20 protein-coding genes and 1 tRNA gene are annotated in these 16027 nt (G+C 67.7%); 14 read left to right on the forward strand and 7 right to left on the reverse strand.

Going from position 1 to position 16027, the window contains the following annotated elements; all coding sequences use genetic code 11:
- The first annotated feature begins 1 nt into the window (after position 1).
- Genes ACN0SE_RS08210 through ACN0SE_RS08220 form a run of 3 tightly spaced genes read left to right on the forward strand, consistent with a single transcriptional unit; the run spans position 2 to position 3123 of the window.
- Positions 2 to 1339 (forward strand): sigma-54-dependent transcriptional regulator, encoded by a 1338-nt coding sequence (locus tag ACN0SE_RS08210; RefSeq protein ID WP_417524030.1) that lies wholly within the window; start codon positions 2 to 4, stop codon positions 1337 to 1339.
- Between the two features lie 51 nt (positions 1340 to 1390).
- Positions 1391 to 2512, forward strand: a complete 1122-nt coding sequence (locus ACN0SE_RS08215; RefSeq protein WP_417524031.1) for an aminodeoxychorismate synthase component I — start codon at positions 1391 to 1393, stop codon at positions 2510 to 2512.
- Between the two features lie 8 nt (positions 2513 to 2520).
- The gene (locus ACN0SE_RS08220) at positions 2521 to 3123 is read left to right on the forward strand and encodes an aminotransferase class IV (RefSeq protein ID WP_417524032.1); all 603 of its coding nucleotides are present in this window, start codon (positions 2521 to 2523) and stop codon (positions 3121 to 3123) included.
- 79 nt (positions 3124 to 3202) lie between these two features.
- On the opposite strand, the gene ACN0SE_RS08225 is transcribed toward ACN0SE_RS08220, so the two are convergent.
- Together ACN0SE_RS08225 and rocF are read right to left on the reverse strand one after the other, a co-directional pair.
- Complete coding sequence (locus ACN0SE_RS08225) at positions 3203 to 4267, reverse strand: ornithine cyclodeaminase (protein ID WP_417524033.1); 1065 nt, start codon at positions 4265 to 4267, stop codon at positions 3203 to 3205.
- 11 nt (positions 4268 to 4278) lie between these two features.
- On the reverse strand, positions 4279 to 5205 hold the full coding sequence (gene rocF / locus ACN0SE_RS08230; RefSeq protein ID WP_417524034.1) for an arginase: 927 nt from the start codon (positions 5203 to 5205) through the stop codon (positions 4279 to 4281).
- Between the two features lie 118 nt (positions 5206 to 5323).
- Here rocF and ACN0SE_RS08235 point away from each other — a divergent pair, with 118 nt between their 5' ends.
- The gene (locus ACN0SE_RS08235; RefSeq protein WP_417524035.1) at positions 5324 to 5749 is read left to right on the forward strand and encodes an Lrp/AsnC family transcriptional regulator; all 426 of its coding nucleotides are present in this window, start codon (positions 5324 to 5326) and stop codon (positions 5747 to 5749) included.
- Here the strand turns inward: ACN0SE_RS08235 and ACN0SE_RS08240 are convergent.
- Together ACN0SE_RS08240 and ACN0SE_RS08245 are read right to left on the reverse strand one after the other, a co-directional pair.
- Positions 5746 to 6213 (reverse strand): disulfide bond formation protein B, encoded by a 468-nt coding sequence (locus ACN0SE_RS08240; protein ID WP_417524036.1) that lies wholly within the window; start codon positions 6211 to 6213, stop codon positions 5746 to 5748. The genes ACN0SE_RS08235 and ACN0SE_RS08240 overlap by 4 nt on opposite strands.
- Complete coding sequence (locus tag ACN0SE_RS08245) at positions 6210 to 6788, reverse strand: YqaA family protein (RefSeq protein WP_417524037.1); 579 nt, start codon at positions 6786 to 6788, stop codon at positions 6210 to 6212. The genes ACN0SE_RS08240 and ACN0SE_RS08245 overlap by 4 nt, the downstream gene beginning before the upstream one ends.
- Before the next feature lie 100 nt (positions 6789 to 6888).
- Here ACN0SE_RS08245 and ACN0SE_RS08250 point away from each other — a divergent pair.
- Positions 6889 to 6974 (forward strand) — tRNA-Leu (locus ACN0SE_RS08250).
- A 69-nt stretch (positions 6975 to 7043) separates the two neighbouring features.
- Here ACN0SE_RS08250 and ACN0SE_RS08255 read toward each other — a convergent pair.
- Positions 7044 to 7613 (reverse strand): hypothetical protein, encoded by a 570-nt coding sequence (locus tag ACN0SE_RS08255; RefSeq protein ID WP_417524038.1) that lies wholly within the window; start codon positions 7611 to 7613, stop codon positions 7044 to 7046.
- A 68-nt stretch (positions 7614 to 7681) separates the two neighbouring features.
- On the opposite strand from ACN0SE_RS08255, the gene ACN0SE_RS08260 reads away from it, so the two are divergent.
- The 6 genes from ACN0SE_RS08260 (at position 7682) to ACN0SE_RS08285 (ending at position 12162) form a co-directional block, all read left to right on the forward strand.
- Positions 7682 to 8215 (forward strand): Crp/Fnr family transcriptional regulator, encoded by a 534-nt coding sequence (locus ACN0SE_RS08260; protein WP_417524039.1) that lies wholly within the window; start codon positions 7682 to 7684, stop codon positions 8213 to 8215.
- 136 nt (positions 8216 to 8351) lie between these two features.
- The gene (locus ACN0SE_RS08265; protein WP_417524040.1) at positions 8352 to 8798 is read left to right on the forward strand and encodes a c-type cytochrome; all 447 of its coding nucleotides are present in this window, start codon (positions 8352 to 8354) and stop codon (positions 8796 to 8798) included.
- Entirely contained in the window at positions 8798 to 9127 is a 330-nt protein-coding gene (locus tag ACN0SE_RS08270; protein ID WP_417524041.1) for a hypothetical protein, read from the forward strand. Before ACN0SE_RS08265 ends, ACN0SE_RS08270 begins: the two co-directional genes overlap by 1 nt.
- Positions 9128 to 9170: 43 nt before the next feature.
- Positions 9171 to 9746, forward strand: a complete 576-nt coding sequence (locus ACN0SE_RS08275) for a c-type cytochrome (protein ID WP_417524042.1) — start codon at positions 9171 to 9173, stop codon at positions 9744 to 9746.
- 1 nt (position 9747) lies between these two features.
- The gene (locus tag ACN0SE_RS08280; RefSeq protein WP_417524043.1) at positions 9748 to 10680 is read left to right on the forward strand and encodes a c-type cytochrome; all 933 of its coding nucleotides are present in this window, start codon (positions 9748 to 9750) and stop codon (positions 10678 to 10680) included.
- A 90-nt stretch (positions 10681 to 10770) separates the two neighbouring features.
- The gene (locus ACN0SE_RS08285) at positions 10771 to 12162 is read left to right on the forward strand and encodes a multicopper oxidase family protein (RefSeq protein ID WP_417524044.1); all 1392 of its coding nucleotides are present in this window, start codon (positions 10771 to 10773) and stop codon (positions 12160 to 12162) included.
- 30 nt (positions 12163 to 12192) lie between these two features.
- Here the strand turns inward: ACN0SE_RS08285 and ACN0SE_RS08290 are convergent, their stop codons facing one another.
- On the reverse strand, positions 12193 to 13026 hold the full coding sequence (locus ACN0SE_RS08290; RefSeq protein ID WP_417524045.1) for a GNAT family N-acetyltransferase: 834 nt from the start codon (positions 13024 to 13026) through the stop codon (positions 12193 to 12195).
- Between the two features lie 342 nt (positions 13027 to 13368).
- Here ACN0SE_RS08290 and ACN0SE_RS08295 point away from each other — a divergent pair, with 342 nt between their 5' ends.
- Genes ACN0SE_RS08295 through ACN0SE_RS08305 form a run of 3 tightly spaced genes read left to right on the forward strand, consistent with a single transcriptional unit; the run spans position 13369 to position 15005 of the window.
- The gene (locus ACN0SE_RS08295) at positions 13369 to 13659 is read left to right on the forward strand and encodes a hypothetical protein (protein WP_417524046.1); all 291 of its coding nucleotides are present in this window, start codon (positions 13369 to 13371) and stop codon (positions 13657 to 13659) included.
- On the forward strand, positions 13660 to 14796 hold the full coding sequence (locus ACN0SE_RS08300; protein WP_417524047.1) for a WD40 repeat domain-containing protein: 1137 nt from the start codon (positions 13660 to 13662) through the stop codon (positions 14794 to 14796). It abuts the gene before it with no gap.
- 29 nt (positions 14797 to 14825) lie between these two features.
- A complete protein-coding gene (locus ACN0SE_RS08305) occupies positions 14826 to 15005 on the forward strand; it encodes a hypothetical protein (RefSeq protein ID WP_417524048.1) in 180 nt (59 codons plus the stop codon).
- Here ACN0SE_RS08305 and ACN0SE_RS08310 read toward each other — a convergent pair.
- Positions 15002 to 15952 (reverse strand): hypothetical protein, encoded by a 951-nt coding sequence (locus ACN0SE_RS08310; protein ID WP_417524049.1) that lies wholly within the window; start codon positions 15950 to 15952, stop codon positions 15002 to 15004. The two genes, ACN0SE_RS08305 and ACN0SE_RS08310, sit on opposite strands and share 4 nt — an antisense overlap.
- Positions 15953 to 16027 lie beyond the last annotated feature (75 nt).

A 16027-nucleotide genomic window follows, 5' to 3' on the forward strand; every position in this document is an offset into this window, starting at 1 on the left:
TATGGCCAAGCTCATGAAAATCGCGATTGTCGATGATGAACAGGACATGCGCCAGTCGATCGGCCAATGGCTGGCACTTTCAGGCTACGACACCGAGACCTTTGCCAGCGCCGAAGAGGCACTCAAGGCGCTGACGCCGGATTATCCCGGCATCGTGATCAGCGACATCCGCATGCCCGGCATGGACGGAATGCAGTTCCTGAAGCGGCTGATGTCGACCGACAGCGCGCTGCCGGTGATCATGATCACCGGTCACGGTGATGTGCCGATGGCGGTCGAGGCAATGCGGCTCGGAGCCTTCGACTTTCTCGAAAAACCGTTCCAGCCCGACCAGATGAGCCAGCTGGCGAAAAAGGCGGTGAATGCCCGGCGGTTGACGCTGGATAACCGGCAGCTGCGGCGTGAGCTCTCCGACGGCGGCCAGCTGATGAAGAAGCTGATCGGCGCCAGCCCGGTGATGGAGCGCCTGCGCGAGGATATCCTCGATCTCGGCCAGGCCGACGGCCATGTGCTGATCGACGGCGAGACCGGCACCGGCAAGACGCTGGTGGCGCACGCGCTGCACGCCGTGGGCAGCCGCGCCGGAAAGAAGTTCGTGCTGGTGAGCTGTGCCGCCTATGAAGACGAGGCGCTGGCACAACGGCTCTTCGGCCCGGTCCAGCCTGACGAGGCGCGCCTTCCTGCGATCGAAGAGGCCCGCGGCGGCACCCTGGTGCTCGAGGATATCGAGTCGCTGTCAGAGGCCAATCAGGCGCGTCTGCTGAACGCGATCAACGAACAGGGCACCCCGGCGGAAACCCGCATCGTGGCGATCTGCAACATGCAGGAACAGGACCGCACGCCCGAGGACGCGATCAAGCCGAACCTCTTCTACCGCCTGGCCGCGCTGCGCATCACCGTACCGCCGCTGCGCCAGCGTGGCGAGGACATCCTGACGCTGTTCACCCGGCTGTCAGAGCAATTCGCCGATGAATACGGCTGCGAGACGCCAGAGGTTTCGGCGCAGGAGGCCGCGCAGCTGCTGCAGGCGCCCTGGCCGGGCAACGTGCGGCAGCTGATCAACATGGCCGAACGCGCGGTGCTGCAATCGCGCCGCGGCTCTGGCACCATCGCCTCGCTCCTGATGAACGACCACGAGGAAATGCAGCCAGTGATGACCACCGAGGGCAAGCCGCTCAAGGAATATGTCGAGGCTTTTGAGCGGATGCTGATCGACAACACCATGCGCCGCCACAAGGGCTCGATTTCCAGCGTGATGGACGAGCTCTGCCTGCCACGCCGGACGTTGAACGAGAAAATGGCGAAATACGGTCTGCAGCGGTCGGATTACCTCGGCTGACCGGGCCGTGACTGTGGTCTGGCTCGGGTGACAGGACGACCGGGGACAAAGATGCGGATCAGATTTGATCAGGGGCCCACTGGGGCCGCGGCGGAGTTCGCCCGGCCGCTGCGCCGGATCGAGGCCTGGGCGCCTGCCGAGGTGCCCGGGGCGCTCGAGGCGCTGTCAGAGGCACAGTCCGAGGGCCTCTGGCTCGCCGGCTTTGCCAGCTACGAGCTGGGCTATGCGCTGGAGCCACGGCTCGCAGCGCTGATGCCGGGTGGCCGCCGCGTGCCGCTCCTGTCCTTCGGCTGTTTCACCGCACCTGTCGCCGCGCGGCCCCTGCAGGAGGGGCCCGTCAGCCTCTCGCCGTTGCGCCCCGACTGGGACGCCGCGCGGTATGCCCAGGCGTTCCAAAGGGTCCACCGCTGGATCGGCGCCGGCGACATCTACCAGGCCAACCTGACCTTCCCGCTGCGCGCCAGCCTGCAAGGCAGCCCGGAGGCGCTCTATGCCGCGCTCAGCGCCCGCCAGCCGGTGGCCCATGGCGCGCTGATCCTCGATCCCGGGCGGCCTTCGGTGCTGTCACGCTCGCCGGAGCTGTTCTTTCGCCGCGATGCCGCCGGCCGTATCATCACCCGTCCGATGAAGGGCACCGCGCCGCGTGGCACGACACCGGAGCGGGATCGCGCCCTGCGCGCGGCCCTCACGCAGGACGAAAAGATCCTCGCCGAAAACCTGATGATCGTTGATCTTTTGCGCAACGACCTCTCGCGTCTGGCCGAGCCCGGATCGGTCAAGGTGCCCGATCTCTTCGAGGTCGAGACCTACGAGACCCTGCATCAGGTGGTCAGCCAGATCGAGGCGCAACTGCGCCCAGAGGTGACACTTGCGGATATCTTTCGCGCGCTCTTTCCCTGCGGTTCGATCACCGGCGCACCGAAAATCCGCGCGATGGAGATCATTCACGCGCTGGAGCAGCGCCCCCGCGACGTCTATTGCGGCGCCATCGGCTGGGCCGCGCCGGACGGGCGGGCGGACTTCAACGTCGCCATCCGCACGCTGCTGGTCGACCGGAGCCAAGCCGTGCTCAACGTCGGCGGTGGCCTCGTCTGGGACAGCCGCGCCGAGCTGGAATACGAGGAGGCCCTGTGGAAAAGCCGTTTCGCCCTGCACCTGCCGGAACCCGTCTGATCGAAACCATGCTCTGGCAGCCCGGTCGCGGCGTGGCGCTGGCCCGTCGCCACCGCGATCGCATCTGCCTCTCGGCCAGAAAACTGGGCTTTCCCTTCTATCCCAAAGCCTTCGATGCAATTCTTGATGCAGTTGTCGAAGAAGCCCCGCTGCGTCTCCGCCTGACCCTCGACGCCGAAGGTCGGCTCGACCACAGCTTCGCCCCCGCTCCAAAGCCCGCCAAACCCTGGGGCATCGCCATCGCACCGGACCGGCTGCACAGCACCGACCTCTGGCTCAAGATCAAATCCAGCAACCGCGCGCTCTATGACCGCACCCGAGCCCAGCTGCCGCCAGAGATCGACGAAGCGATCTTCCTCAACGAAAAGGGCCACCTCTGCGAGGGCACGATCACCAACCTGATGGTCGAAACCGCCCCCGATACCTGGCTCACCCCGCCGCTCTCCGATGGCGTGCTGCCCGGCGTCATGCGCGCCGAACTGCTGGCCCAAGGCAGCCTCAAGGTCGCCAGCCTCACCGAGGACGACCTGCGCGCTGCCCGCCGCATCCGCCTCTGCAACGCGCTTCGAGGTGTGATCGAGGTCTCGGGCCTGGCCGACTGGCCCGCCTGATCTTTCCTCTTGCTCCAAATACCCTCGGGGGAGTCCGGCTCTGCCGGACGGGGGCAGAGCCCCCAAACCCCCGCCGACCTCACGCCTGGCGCATCAACATCCCGAACAGGTCGCGCGGATCATCCGGATCGGCGAGCAGGTCGAGGTCGGCATAAAACCTCGTCCCCTTGATCCGGTCCCGCACGAACCTGAGCGCCGAGAAATCCTCGATCGCAAAACCCACGCTGTCAAACAGTGTCACCTGCTGCGCCGAACTGCGGCCGGTGGCGGTGCCGCTGATCACCTGCCAGAGTTCGGTGAACGGATGGTCCGCCGGCATCTGCTGCAATTCGCCCTCGATCCGCGTCTGCTCGGGGTATTCCACGAACATCGCCGCCCGCGCCACGATGTCGCGGTGCAGCTCGGTCTTGCCGGGGCAATCGCCGCCGATGGCGTTGATGTGGACGCCTGCGCCGACCATGTTGTCGGTCAGGATGGTGGCGGTCTGCTTGTCGGCTGTGCAAGTGGTCAGAATCTGCGCGCCCTCGATCGCCTCTTCCGCCGAGCTGCAGGACACCACGGTCAGACCGGAGCCGGCGAGGTTGCGCGCCACCTTTTCGGTGGCGGCGCTGTCAGTGTCGTAAAGCCGCACGGTGTCGATCCCCACCAGCGCCTTCATCGCCAGGGTCTGGAACTCTGCCTGCGCACCATTGCCGATCATCGCCATGCAGGTCGCGCCCTTCGGCGCCAGGTATTTCGCCGCCACAGCCGAGGTCGCGGCGGTGCGCATCGCGGTCAGCAGTGTCATCTCGGTCAGCAGCACCGGGTAGCCGGTGTAGACGTCTGCCAGCAGGCCAAAGGCCGTCACGGTCTGCAGGCCCTCGCGGGTGTTCTTGGGGTGGCCGTTGACGTATTTGAAGCCATAGGCCTCGCCGTCGGAGGTCGGCATCAGCTCGATCACCCCGACATCGGAATGCGAGGCAACGCGCGGCGTCTTGTCGAACAGCTCCCAGCGGCGGAAGTCCTCTTCGATATAGGTGGAAAGATCGCGCAGCATCTGCTCGATGCCGATGTGATGGATCAGCCGCATCATGTGATCGACCGAGACAAAGGGCACCAGCGCCTTGTCAGAGGGCGCGAGGTCGGCGGGGGCAAGCGGGGTCACGAGGGTCTCCATCAGATGTAGGACCGGGTGGGTCGGTCAAAGACACGGCGTCCCAGCGCCGAGGCGGCAAGGTCGACCATCGCCTGCGCGGTGCGGCCGCGTTCGTCGAGGAAGGGGTTCAATTCGACCATGTCCATCGAGGTCATCAACCCGCTGTCGCAGATCAGCTCCATCGCCAGGTGGCCTTCGCGGATCGTCGCGCCGCCGGGAACGGTGGTGCCGACGGCAGGGGCGACAGAGGGATCGAGAAAGTCGACGTCGAGCGAGACGTGCAGCGCGCCACCGGCCTCTTCCACGCGTTTGAGAAAGGCCGAGAGCGGCGTGGCGATGCCGGTCTCGTCGATCTCGCGCATGTCGTGGTAATGGATGCCGCTGTCCTGCAGCATGGCCTTTTCCGCCGGATCGACCGAGCGCAGTCCGATGATGCAGACGTTCTCTTCCGGCACCGGCGCGGTCACCTTGGGAAAACCGGGAAAGCCCTTGCGCCCCGTGGCATAGGCCAGCGGCGTGCCGTGCAGATTGCCGGATGTGGTGGTCTCGGCGGTGTGGAAATCGCTGTGCGCGTCGAGCCAGAGCACGAATTGCGGCCGGCCCTTGGAGGCCGCATGCGCCGCCACGCCGGGCACGGTGCCGAGCGAAATCGCGTGGTCGCCGCCAAGGAAGATCGGCAGGCCCCGTGACATCGCCTGTTCCGCCTCGCGGATCAGCCGGTAGGTCCAGGCGATGGTCTCGTTCGGCTTGTGCAGCCGCCCGCCGTCCTCGTCCGGCGTAAAGCTGGCGGGGCTCAGGTTGCCGTCGTCCACCACCTTGAGCCCGAGCGCCCGCAGCGCCCGAGCCAGCCCGGCGGTGCGAAAGGCGTCAGGCCCCATGAGACAGCCGTCGCGGCGTTTGCCGCTGTCCATCGGTGCGCCGATAAGCAGGCAGGTTTTCGGTTTCATCAAAGGCTCCCCGTGGCTTGATCTGTCGCCACTATGGCGGATAGAACGGACGAAGTGCAGCGCTCAAACTGCCCGATCCGGGGGAAGTTTCGGCAAAACGCAGGAGATTTCCGCCGTTATGGACGCTACCGACCAGAAACTCATCGCCGCATTGCGCCATGATGCGCGCGCCTCGCTCTCCGATCTCGCGGCGCGGCTGGGCCTGTCGCGCACCACCGTCAGGGCGCGGATCGAGCGGCTTCAGGCGCGGGGCGAGATCGTGGGCTTTACCGTGGTGCTCAAGGGTGACGCGGCGCGCGACCCGGTGCGCGGGCTGATGATGATCGGCATCGAGGGGCGCGGCACCGACCGCATCCTGCGCCACCTGGCCGGGCTGGCGGAGGTCAGGGCGCTGCATTCCACCAATGGTCGCTGGGACGTAATCGCCGAGATCGGCACCGAGACGCTCGAGGCTTTCGATGCCGTGTTGGCGCAGATCCGCCGGCTGGACGGGGTGGCGCAGTCCGAGACCAGCCTGCTGCTCTCGACGCGGAAATCCGGTTAGGCGCTGGCCCGCGCGGCCTTGATCCAGACCGCCACCAGCAGCAGCGAGAAGATGGCGTTCCAGTTCGCCATGCTCAGACCGAAGAGAAACGGCGTGAAGCTGTCGCAGAGCACCAGCGCCGGGGCGTCGGAGCCGCCGGGCAGCAGGTCGCCGCCGGCCAGACTGCCGAGGTCCTCGCCGCTGCCGGTGCAGCTCGACGGGCCTTTCCACCATTTGCGCTCGACACCGCTGTGATACAGCCCGATGCCGGCGGTGGTGGCGGCGGCGAGGGCGCCGAGGACGGGCAGGGCGCGGCCGGGCAGGGCCAGCGCCAGGGCGCCGATCAGGATTGCGGCGGCATGCGGCCAGCGCTGCCAGAGGCACATGGCACAGGGCGCCCAGCCCAAAGCCTGGAACAGGAAGGCCCCGGCCAGCAGCGCAAAAGAGCCACCAGCGGCCAGCAGGACAAGCGAATTGCGGGTCATAGGTACCTCACCAGAACGAAGCCGCCGATCAACACCGCGGTAAAGCCGGTCAGCGCAAGGCCGAGGCGTTTCTCGATGAAGTCGCGGATCGGCGCGCCGAAGTAGAAAAGCAGCCCGGCGACCAGGAAGAACCTTATGCCGCGGGCGATGATCGAGGTGACGAGGAAGGTCATCAGCGGCATGCCGGTCCAACCCGACATGATGGTGATGACCTTGTAGGGGAAGGGCGTGATCCCGGCGATCAGCACCGCCCAGAAGCCGAAATCGTTGAACCTTGTGTTGAACTCTTCCATCGCATGGGCCTTGCCCAGCGCCGCCAGGATCGGCGCGCCAAGCGCATCGTAGAAGAAGGCACCGATGGCATAGCCCAGCAGGCCGCCCAGCACCGAAGACACCAGCGCCACGAGCGCGATCAGCCAGGCCCGCGAGGGGCGCGCGATGATCATCGGGATCATCAGCACATCTGGTGGAATCGGAAAGACCGAGCTTTCCACGAAGGACACGGCCGCCAGCACCCAGAGGGCATTGCGGTGTTCGGCCATGGCCAGGGTGCGGGTGTAAAGAGCGTGCAACATGAGAGCCTCAGAGCATGGGCCGGAGGCGGGGTCAAGACTGCAAGAATCCGTGATTTCCCCTCTGGACGCCCGTGCCTCTGGACGATATTCGAAGACCCGTGCCCAAGTGGCGGAATGGTAGACGCAGGGGATTCAAAATCCCCCGATAGCGATATCGTGTGGGTTCGAGTCCCACCTTGGGCACCATCAGAACAGCGCCGTTGCGCTGTTTTCCGCAAGACCTTCAGAGATGTCGCCCGTCAGGGCCGGGATGCCTCAGTGACCGTGAGCGGTCTCGCCGCGGGCGATGCTCAGGTGATGCGCCCGGTGGTGATCCTGGCTGGCCATCAGCCCGAAGAACCCGAGCCCCTGGATCCGCGCCACCACAGCCGGGTCGGCGCTGATCACTCGCAGGATCATGCCGTCGTCGGTGTCCTCGGTCGTGACGGTCCAGCGGGTTTCCTGCGACAGCTGCGCCGCATGGGCCGGCAGCATGCGACGCAGGGTCGCGAGGGTTTCGGCATCGCCGGTCGCCAATGATGAGAGACCGTCGGGCAGGGCGGTTTCGGTCACCTGCGCCGCGGTGATCAGCCGGTCCATGTCCAGCAGGTGGGCGCGCAGGCCGGTCAGGTCGACGCGGCTCCAATCGGTCGTGGGGTCGGCCTCGAGCAGGCGCACCACTTCGGACAGCGCGGCAAAGGCGCCTTGTCCGGGTTCGCTCAGCGTGGCGGCGGCGGGTGCCGCGTCATGCGCCCGATGATCCATGCCGCCGTGGCCGGACTGGGCAAGCGTCAGTGTGGTCGAGGCGGCAAGCGCCCCGAGGGTCAAAAGAAATCGCGTCTGCATCAGGGGGATCCTCTTGTGATGTCGTCAGAGGCTATCCGAACCCTGCGCGACGCCCTATGATATCTATCATGTCCGACTGGCTCTCCCTCTTTGCATCCGCTCCGATCCGCCGTCTCGACGCCGGCGCGGTGCTGTTTCGCCGCGAGGATCTGGTCGCGGCGATGCACTTGGTGCGCCGGGGCGCGGTGGCGCTGGAACGGCCCCTGACCGATGGCACGGCGCTGACCCTGCATGTTGCTTCCGCCGGCGAGGGGCTCGCCGAGGCCTCGCTCTTTGCCGAGCGCTACCATTGCGACGCTGTGGCACGGGAAGCCGCGGAACTGGCGGTGCTGCCGCGCGCCGCGGTGCTCGATGGGCTGCGCGCGCGCCCCGAAGCGGCGCTCAGCCTGATCCGGACGCAGGCGCGCGAGGTTCAGGCGCAACGGGCCCGGGTCGAACTGCTGCGCCTGCGCCGGGTTGCCGACCGGCTGGAAGCCTGGCTCGACCTCAACGGCGGGCCGCCCGCTGGCGGCTGGGTCCGGGTGGCGGAAGAGATCGGCGTCTCGCCGCCGGCGCTCTACCGAGAGCTGGCGCGGCGAAGGAAGGCTGCTGGACCTCACTGACCAGATTGTTACATTTTGCGGTAAATTCACGGGTGCATCGGGCGCGGCGCATTGGTTAAGACTTGTGTCATGGTCCTGAGCGCGGGGTTGTCGCAAGACCCGTGTGACGCGCCGCAGAAGAGGGAGACAGACGGGCATGACCAGAACGACCACGGCGCTTGCCATCGCGGCGGTCCTGTTCGCGGGCCTTGCCCTGTCGCGCCTGCTGCCCTCCGACGCCTTGGTCAGCGCGCCGGAGACGGCGCAGGGCAGCGGTGAGAGCACCGCCATGGTCGAGGTTGCGCTGCCGGCGGAGTTCTCGGGCAATGGCCGCATCGGCAAGACCATCTTCGAGGCGAAATGCGCTGCCTGCCATGGCCCCAATGCCGCCGGTCAGGACGGTGTCGCGCCGCCGCTGGTGCACAAGATCTACGAGCCGAGCCACCATTCCGACGCGGCCTTTCTTCTGGCGGCGCAGAACGGCGTGCGCTCGCATCACTGGCGGTTTGGCGACATGCCGCCGGTCGAAGGCGTGACCCAGGGCGACGTCACGATGGTCACCGCTTACGTGCGCGAATTGCAACGCGCCAACGGCATCAACTGATGCGCGCCGGGCTGGTCCGGAGGCTGCTGAGCGCGCTGCTTCTGGGCGCGCTGGTGCTGTTTGTCAGCGTCAGCGGCGACGGCCTGCCGCACGAGGAGGCCGGCGCCGGCCATGTCCATGCCTCCGAGGCCGAGCCTGCGCCCGACACGCCGCGCGCGCCCGGCCATTGTCACCCCGGTCTCGACTGCTTCGTGACCGTTGCCTTTCTCGTGCCGCCGGGGCTGGCGCGCCCGGTGGCCGAAGCCTCTGCCACCTACGAGGTGCAGCATCCGGCGCTGCACAGGTGGCGTCTCTGGTCCGATCCGCCGCCGCCGCGGCCCCTGTCCTGATCGTCACACGACAGCACAGCAAGGACAAACGGAGACTTATGAGATGTACAGGACACCCCTGATCGCGGCCGTGGTCGCAACCGGCCTCGCCGCAGGCGCGCTGGCCCATGGCGGCGCCACCGGTATCGTGAAAGAGCGCATGGACGCCATGGACGCCATGGGCGACGCGGTGAAATCGGTGACGCCGATGATGAGCGGCGCGGCCCCCTATGACGCCGAGACGCTGCGCGCCGCTGCCCGGACCTTTCGCGAACATTCCGGCGAGGCGATGACCACGCTCTTTCCCGAAGGCAGCGGCGGCAAGCCGTCAGAGGCGAAAGAGACCATCTGGTCGGACTGGGAGGATTTCGCGGCGCTGGCCGAGCAGCTGGGCCGCTATGCCGAAGGGCTGGAGGCTGCGGCGGACAACGGTCTGGCCGGATCCGCTGGCACCGGCGCGATGATGGGCGGCGGCGGCATGATGGGCGGCGATGGCACCACGGGCGGCGGCGCGATGATGGGCGGCGGCGCGATGATGAGCGCCGAGCATATTGCCGAGATGCCGGCGGATGCGGCCTTTGCCATGACGGCGCAGGTCTGCTCGAGCTGTCACGAACGTTTCCGCACGAAAGCCAACTGACATGCGGCGTCTTGTTGTTCTGAGCCTCGGGGCGGCGGCGCTTGGCGCCGTGGCCCTCGGGGCGGTGATCGCATGGCCGGTCGGCAGCGCGCCTGCGCCGATCGCGCCGGTCGGCAATGTCGAGCGCGGTGCCTATCTGGCGCGGGCCAGCGGCTGCATCGCCTGTCATTCCGACTTTGCCGGCGGTGGCGCGCCCCTGGCCGGCGGGGCGCCGCTGGTGACCGATTTCGGCACCTTCCACCCGCCCAATATCACCACCGATCCCGAGGCCGGGATCGGTGACTGGACGGCCGAGAGCTTTGCCATGGCGGTGCGCCAGGGGGTTTCGCCCGATGGCACGCCCTATTTCCCGGCCTTTCCCTATCCGTTCTATGCGGACTTCAGCGATCAGGACATCGCCGATCTCTGGGCCGCGTTCCAGACGGTGCCGCCTGTGGCCGAGCCCGCGCCGCCGCATGAGGTGAGCTTTCCCTTCGACCAGCGCTGGGGGCTCAAGCTCTGGCGGGCGGCCTATTTCTACGACCCGAAGTCCGGGCCGGTCGAGGGCCGCAGCGAGGCCTGGAACCGGGGGCGCGAACTGGTGCGGGGGGCCACCCATTGCGGCGCCTGTCACACCCCGCGCAACCTGGCGGGCGGGCGGGATCTGGGCGCGATCTTTGCCGGCAATGCGCGCCTGCCCGGCGGCAGCAAGGCGCCGCCGATCACCCCCAAGGCGCTGGCCAAAGGTGGCTGGACCGTGCCCACGCTGGCCTATGCGCTGGCCTCGGGGCTGACGCCTTCGGGCGATGCCTTCGGCGGCAGCATGGCCGAGGTGGTGCGCGAGGGCACGCGGTTCCTGACCCAGCAGGACCGCGAGGCGATGGCGCTCTTCCTGCTCGACGCCGATGAGGCGTCAGAGGACCTGGCCAGCGACACCGGCCCGGCGAAGGACTGAGCCGGGACGTGAGCACTTCCCGGACCGCGGCCTTTCGCGGTCCGGTTGACCCCATCGGGCCATTCGGCCCCGGACGAAAGGCAACAGATCATGACTTACACTCGGCGTGACGCCTTGCGGCTGGCCGCGCTTGCTGGCCTCGGCACGGCTTTGCCGCGCGGGGCGCTGGCCTCGGAGGACTTCCAGGCGCTGGCTGCCAGGGTCGCGCAGCTGCAACTTTTGCCCGAGGGCTATCCCGAGACCGAGGTCTGGGGCTATGACGGCAGCATCCCCGGCCCGGAGATCCGACTGGCCCAGGGCACACGGGCGCAGCGGCGGCTGCTCAACGAGCTGCCGCAGCCGACCTCGGTGCATTGGCACGGCATCCGCATCGACAATGCCATGGACGGCGTGTCAGGGCTGACACAGGATGCCGTGGCACCCGGCGGTCACTTCGACTATGATTTTATCGTGCCGGATGCCGGAACCTATTGGTATCACTCGCACAACCGCTCGTGGGAGCAGGTGGCGCGGGGGCTGCGCGGGGCACTGATCGTTGAGGAGCCAGAGGCGCCCGAGGTCGACCGCGAGGAGGTTCTGATCCTCGACGATTGGCTGATGGACCCGGACAGCGGCCAGATCGACGACAGTTTCGACCACCCGATGATGATGAGCCACGGCGGGCGGACCGGCAATTTCATCACCACCAATGGGCAGTACAACCTGTCGATCCCGGCGCGCCGCCACGAACGCCTGCGGTTGCGGTTGATCAACGCCGCCACCGCGCGGATCTTTCCGCTGGCGCTTTCGGGGCTTGAGGGCTGGATCGTGGCGCTCGACGGCATGCCCTTGCCAGAGCCTCTGCCGGTGACCGAGACGCTGGTGCTGGGCCCGGCGCAGCGGGCCGACCTGATCGTCGATATCACGGCCGAGGACGGCGAGACCGCCGATCTGGTACAGCAGACCGAGCGTGAGGCCCTGTCGCAGGTGGCCTTTCCGGTCGGCGGCAGCCTCGGCAACGCGCGCCGGCCTGCGCCCGGTGCCTTGCCGCCCAACCCGAAGATGCACCGGCCTGACCTCGGAGAAGCGCGCAAGCTGCGGCTAGTGATGTCCGGCGGGGCGATGGGGCGGATGCAATCGGCGGTGCATGACGGCAGCCGCAAGAGCTTTCGCGAGCTGGTTTCCGCCGGGCAGTTCTGGGCGCTCAACGACACCGTCGGAATGACCGACACGCCGCTGGCGGCGCTGAGCCTGGGCGAGCCGGTGCGGATGGAGCTGGTCAACGACACGGTCTTCCCGCACGCAATGCACCTGCACGGCATGCATTTCCGCGAGGTGAGCGGCGACGGCGCGCTGGGCCCGATGCGCGACACGCTGCTGGTGGGTGCCGGCGAAAGCCGGGAGATTGCCTTTGTCGCCGACAATCCCGGCGACTGGCTGTTTCACTGCCACATGCTGAGCCACGCGGCCTCCGGCATGACGACCTGGATGCGGGTGGGCTGAGGGTCAGCGACAAGGTGAGCAAAGGCTCGGTCAGGCCCGGGCCGCCCGCGCCGCGACCCAGGTGGCGAGGCCTTCGCTCACCCCGGCGCGGTGGCGGGCGTCGTCCTCGTCGGTGAGAAAGCGCAGGTGGACGCGATCCTCGTTCACCAGCGCCACGCCGATCATGCGGCGATTGTCGTCTTCGATGGTGAAGAGCCCCTTCAGGTCGCCGCGAAACCGGTAGCTTTCGATGAAATCCGCAAGGCAGCCGTCCTCGGGCCAGAGCTTGGCACCGGCGGGCAGCCGCGCAATGGCCGGCGCGTCCTTTTGCAGGGCAGGGCGCAGGGTGGCGGTGGTGGTGGTGATCTGCGGCGGATGCAGCAGGTGCCATTGCTCCGGCGCCAGGATGTAGTCGCGGCAGGGCTCCGACCGCTGGCTGCCCTGAAAAAACAGCCTGCGCCGCACAGGCGAGGGCGCAAAGCCCAAGCCCGCCAGCAGGCCGCGAGAGGCGACGTTGTCGTCGTGGCAGGTGGCGATGAGCGGCGGCGCGGCATGGCGGAACCGCGCGGCGATGGCCAGCGTCAGCGCGCGCCGCATCAACCCGTGGCCCCAGCTCTCGGGCCGCAGCCAATACCACAGCGTGCTGCCGATGCAGAGGCCGCCGATCACCGCGCCGTCCTGCTCGATCACCCGCACGCATTCGCCGGGATGGGCGTCGTGCGCCATCAGCTCGCGCGCGTCGAACGCCGGGGTCACCACGGCGAGCCAGCGGCTGACCTGCGGGTCGCGCAGCTGGCCGGTGAGCGCGGGCAGATCGGCCTCGGCCATCGGTCTTAGTCTCAGGTCACCGTCCTGGAGCAGGGGGGCTATTTCATGCATCGACATCTCGGTCTGCTGTCACCGACCCCAGATCAGCGCGAAACCGGCCCCCGGATCAAGGGATTGATTCGGGTTCCCGGGGTCTGCACCGGTGCTTGCTGCATTGCGGCGCAAAATGCGGTGCAACGGCCCGTTACACATGCGGATTGCAACCGTAACGCATGTTTACACTGTGGCGCCCGTCGCGCCGAAAATGCCCGGAAATCCCGCCGCACCGCCCGAAATCGTTGCGTCACCGTGTCGCTGGGATAGCCTCTGCCCCCTAATCATCGCCATCCGGGGAGGAGAGACGATGCAACGCAGCAACGCGCCGAAAACGGCCTTTGCGCGGCCGGGCAAGGTGTCGCCATGACCGGCCCGACACGCGAGGTCGACGCCATCCTCAGGGACCGGCTGGCCGCCACACAGGCGATCGCCGAGGCCAATACCGAACAGCTGCGGCTGAACCAAAAGGCCAGCGGGCTGATGGTGCTCGACATGATGGACGACCGCGACGGTGTGCGTGACAGCGCCAATGCCGCCGCACAGGCCCGCACGGCGCAGGCCCTGCAGGACAACCTCGACAAGATCAACCGGCTGGAACAGGCGCTTTCGTCACTCGACGAAGAGCTTGCCGCCGCCGTCACAAAGGACAGCTGAATGACCGAGCACAAGCCGCCGCAAGCCATGACCCTCTTTGACCTGATCGCCCGCACCTGGGCGTTGAAAACCCCGGTGCAGGGGCTGGCCTTCAACGGCAAGGGCAGCGCCCTGGTGGCCACCCTGGCGGACGGCCGGCTGGCGTTCGTCTCGGTCAATGACGCCGAGAGCCCCGACAGCCGGGTGCGCATCGAGGCCGACACCGGACGGCCCAGCATCCGCCCCCGGACCAAGCCGCTGCCGCCGCCGGTGCTGAGCGAGGGGGCCGTGGTCAACACCGAGGTGATGCCCTGCCGGCTGGGCGAACAGGGCATGGCCTTTGCCCATGCCGAGACCGGTCTGCTCTGGCGCGCCACGGCGCGGGGCCAGACCCTGCCGATGAACGCCGCGCCGCGTGACGAGGTCAGTGCCATGGCGGCGCTGCCCCGGGCGGGCATGCTGGCGGTGGCCTTTGGCGGGCAGCTGGCGCTGCTGGTCGAGGCCGGCGGCGCCGAGGTGGCCTTTCTCGATCTGGCCCACCGGGTGACGCGCATCGCCGTCTCGCCCGACCAGCGGCAGCTGGCCTGCTGGGGCGCGGGAAAGCTGAGCCTTGTCTCGGCCGAGGACCTGGCGCTGACCACGACAATTGCCTGCCCGGGCGAGGTTACCGATCTGCAGTGGTCGCCCTGCCAGCGCTGGCTGCAGGCGGGCTGCGCCGACAAGGCGCTGGCGCTGGTCGATCTGGAGGCGGGGGCCGCCGATCGGATCACCGACTTTCCGGCAGCGGTAAAGAGCGCGGGCTTCAGCAAGGCGGGCAATGCCATGGTGGCCTCGGGCGCCTTCCGCGTTGTCGGCTGGCAACTGCCCGATCTGCCCTTCGGCGATCACCCCGGCACGCCGCTCGAGACCGGCAAGCCGGGGCTGACGCTGGTCGACCGGATCGCGCTGCACCCCAGCCGCGATCTCTGTGCGGTGGGCTATGCCACCGGGCTGGTGATGCTCTGCCGTATCGGCCATGGCGACGAGATGCTGGTGCGCGAAGGCACCGGCGATCCGGTCAAAGCGCTGACCTGGTCCGACGACGGCGCGCATCTGGCCATTGGCGACGCCGGCGGCAGCCTGTCGATCGCCACGTTTCCGAAGAACATGTTCAAGTAAGATCAACACGATAAAGGGGAGGGAGACCCATGACACAAGCATTGTCCGCCGAAGAGCAAAGCAAGGACCGCTACTTTCAGCAACTGGCCAAGGTGGCCGAGGAAATGGTCGAGGAACACGGCAAGGATTTCGCCGCCGGCGCGTTGGTCCTGGCCGCGCGCTGGGTGGCGGAAAACCGGCTCGGCACGCCGGAAGAGCTCAAGCACTAATGCCGTCTGGCCTTTTGTCCTGAGTGGACAGAGGGCGACGGAAGGCTCTGGATCTGGTTGACGACAATGTCGCTCAGCGGAGCGGCCAGCGGCGCAAGCGGGCTGGCCGCCCGGTCCAGTGCGGCCGCGGCGCCCAGCGCCGCGGTCAACCCCGGTTCCACCAGTTGCGCAAAGGCGCAGAGCTCATGCATGCGGAAGGTCGCGAAATGCAGGGAATCGCCATTCAGCAGAACCTCGCCGGGGCGGCGCGCCGGCACGCGGGTGCTCAGCGCATTGGAGTGCACCGCGGCGCCCAGCGTCGTCAGCACCGACTTGCGCCACTTGGCATAGTCGGTATCGGCGGAATGATCGATGCCGACGGAATAGAGCTTTTCCGAGATCGCGCGAAACGCCCGACCACCGGCGATGTGGCGGCGCCAGAAATCGCCGGCCTCTTCGGCCGAGCGGCATTCGGCAAAGCGGGTGGCGAGACGGGGCCGGATCAGGATCACCAGCGCCATGTCGACATCTTCCGACAGCGAGCGGGCGATCTGCATCGCCGGCATCGGCAGGTCGGTCAGCGCCAGCAGCCGCAGGGCGGCAAGCTGTTCGGTCAGCCGCGCGGTGATCGCCGCCAGCCCGTGCCATTGCGCCGGGCTCAGGCCCTCGGCCTCGGCAAGCCTGCCGGCGCTGGCGGCGGCATGCACCGCCCGCAGCCAGATCACGCATTGATCGAAGAGAAACACCAGATCGACATCGGTGCTGACCTGCGCCTCGACCCGGGGCAGGGCGCGAAACCCCTGCAGACCGCGGATCGCCTGCCGCCAATGCGCGTCGAAGTCGAGCCCCGCCGCCGACCACAGCTGCTTGACCCGCGCCAGCAACTGCGGCGAGAGGCCGGGATAGGACAGTTCTGGCGCGGCCCCGTCGAGGGACAGGAGACCGCCGATCTCTGGGGGCTGGCTCATGGTGTTGCAATCCTTGGCTTTCCTGCGCCGAGGATAGCGGGCAAGCGTGTCGCGGGGCCAGTCTTTTGTCACGAG

This window comes from Marinovum sp., assembly GCF_048263515.1.
Taxonomy (GTDB): domain Bacteria; phylum Pseudomonadota; class Alphaproteobacteria; order Rhodobacterales; family Rhodobacteraceae; genus Marinovum.

Bases quoted from the DNA above. Each gene is read 5' to 3' on its own strand.
- ACN0SE_RS08210 (WP_417524030.1), top strand. From the start codon at position 2: ATGGCCAAGCTCATGAAAATCGCGATTGTCGATGATGAACAGGACATG.
- ACN0SE_RS08215 (WP_417524031.1), top strand. From the start codon at position 1,391: ATGCGGATCAGATTTGATCAGGGGCCCACTGGGGCCGCGGCGGAGTTC.
- ACN0SE_RS08220 (WP_417524032.1), top strand. From the start codon at position 2,521: ATGCTCTGGCAGCCCGGTCGCGGCGTGGCGCTGGCCCGTCGCCACCGC.
- rocF (WP_417524034.1), bottom strand. From the start codon at position 5,205: ATGAAACCGAAAACCTGCCTGCTTATCGGCGCACCGATGGACAGCGGC.
- ACN0SE_RS08235 (WP_417524035.1), top strand. From the start codon at position 5,324: ATGGACGCTACCGACCAGAAACTCATCGCCGCATTGCGCCATGATGCG.
- ACN0SE_RS08240 (WP_417524036.1), bottom strand. From the start codon at position 6,213: ATGACCCGCAATTCGCTTGTCCTGCTGGCCGCTGGTGGCTCTTTTGCG.
- ACN0SE_RS08245 (WP_417524037.1), bottom strand. From the start codon at position 6,788: ATGTTGCACGCTCTTTACACCCGCACCCTGGCCATGGCCGAACACCGC.
- ACN0SE_RS08255 (WP_417524038.1), bottom strand. From the start codon at position 7,613: ATGCAGACGCGATTTCTTTTGACCCTCGGGGCGCTTGCCGCCTCGACC.
- ACN0SE_RS08260 (WP_417524039.1), top strand. From the start codon at position 7,682: ATGTCCGACTGGCTCTCCCTCTTTGCATCCGCTCCGATCCGCCGTCTC.
- ACN0SE_RS08265 (WP_417524040.1), top strand. From the start codon at position 8,352: ATGACCAGAACGACCACGGCGCTTGCCATCGCGGCGGTCCTGTTCGCG.
- ACN0SE_RS08270 (WP_417524041.1), top strand. From the start codon at position 8,798: ATGCGCGCCGGGCTGGTCCGGAGGCTGCTGAGCGCGCTGCTTCTGGGC.
- ACN0SE_RS08275 (WP_417524042.1), top strand. From the start codon at position 9,171: ATGTACAGGACACCCCTGATCGCGGCCGTGGTCGCAACCGGCCTCGCC.
- ACN0SE_RS08280 (WP_417524043.1), top strand. From the start codon at position 9,748: ATGCGGCGTCTTGTTGTTCTGAGCCTCGGGGCGGCGGCGCTTGGCGCC.
- ACN0SE_RS08285 (WP_417524044.1), top strand. From the start codon at position 10,771: ATGACTTACACTCGGCGTGACGCCTTGCGGCTGGCCGCGCTTGCTGGC.
- ACN0SE_RS08290 (WP_417524045.1), bottom strand. From the start codon at position 13,026: ATGTCGATGCATGAAATAGCCCCCCTGCTCCAGGACGGTGACCTGAGA.
- ACN0SE_RS08295 (WP_417524046.1), top strand. From the start codon at position 13,369: ATGACCGGCCCGACACGCGAGGTCGACGCCATCCTCAGGGACCGGCTG.
- ACN0SE_RS08300 (WP_417524047.1), top strand. From the start codon at position 13,660: ATGACCGAGCACAAGCCGCCGCAAGCCATGACCCTCTTTGACCTGATC.
- ACN0SE_RS08305 (WP_417524048.1), top strand. From the start codon at position 14,826: ATGACACAAGCATTGTCCGCCGAAGAGCAAAGCAAGGACCGCTACTTT.
- ACN0SE_RS08310 (WP_417524049.1), bottom strand. From the start codon at position 15,952: ATGAGCCAGCCCCCAGAGATCGGCGGTCTCCTGTCCCTCGACGGGGCC.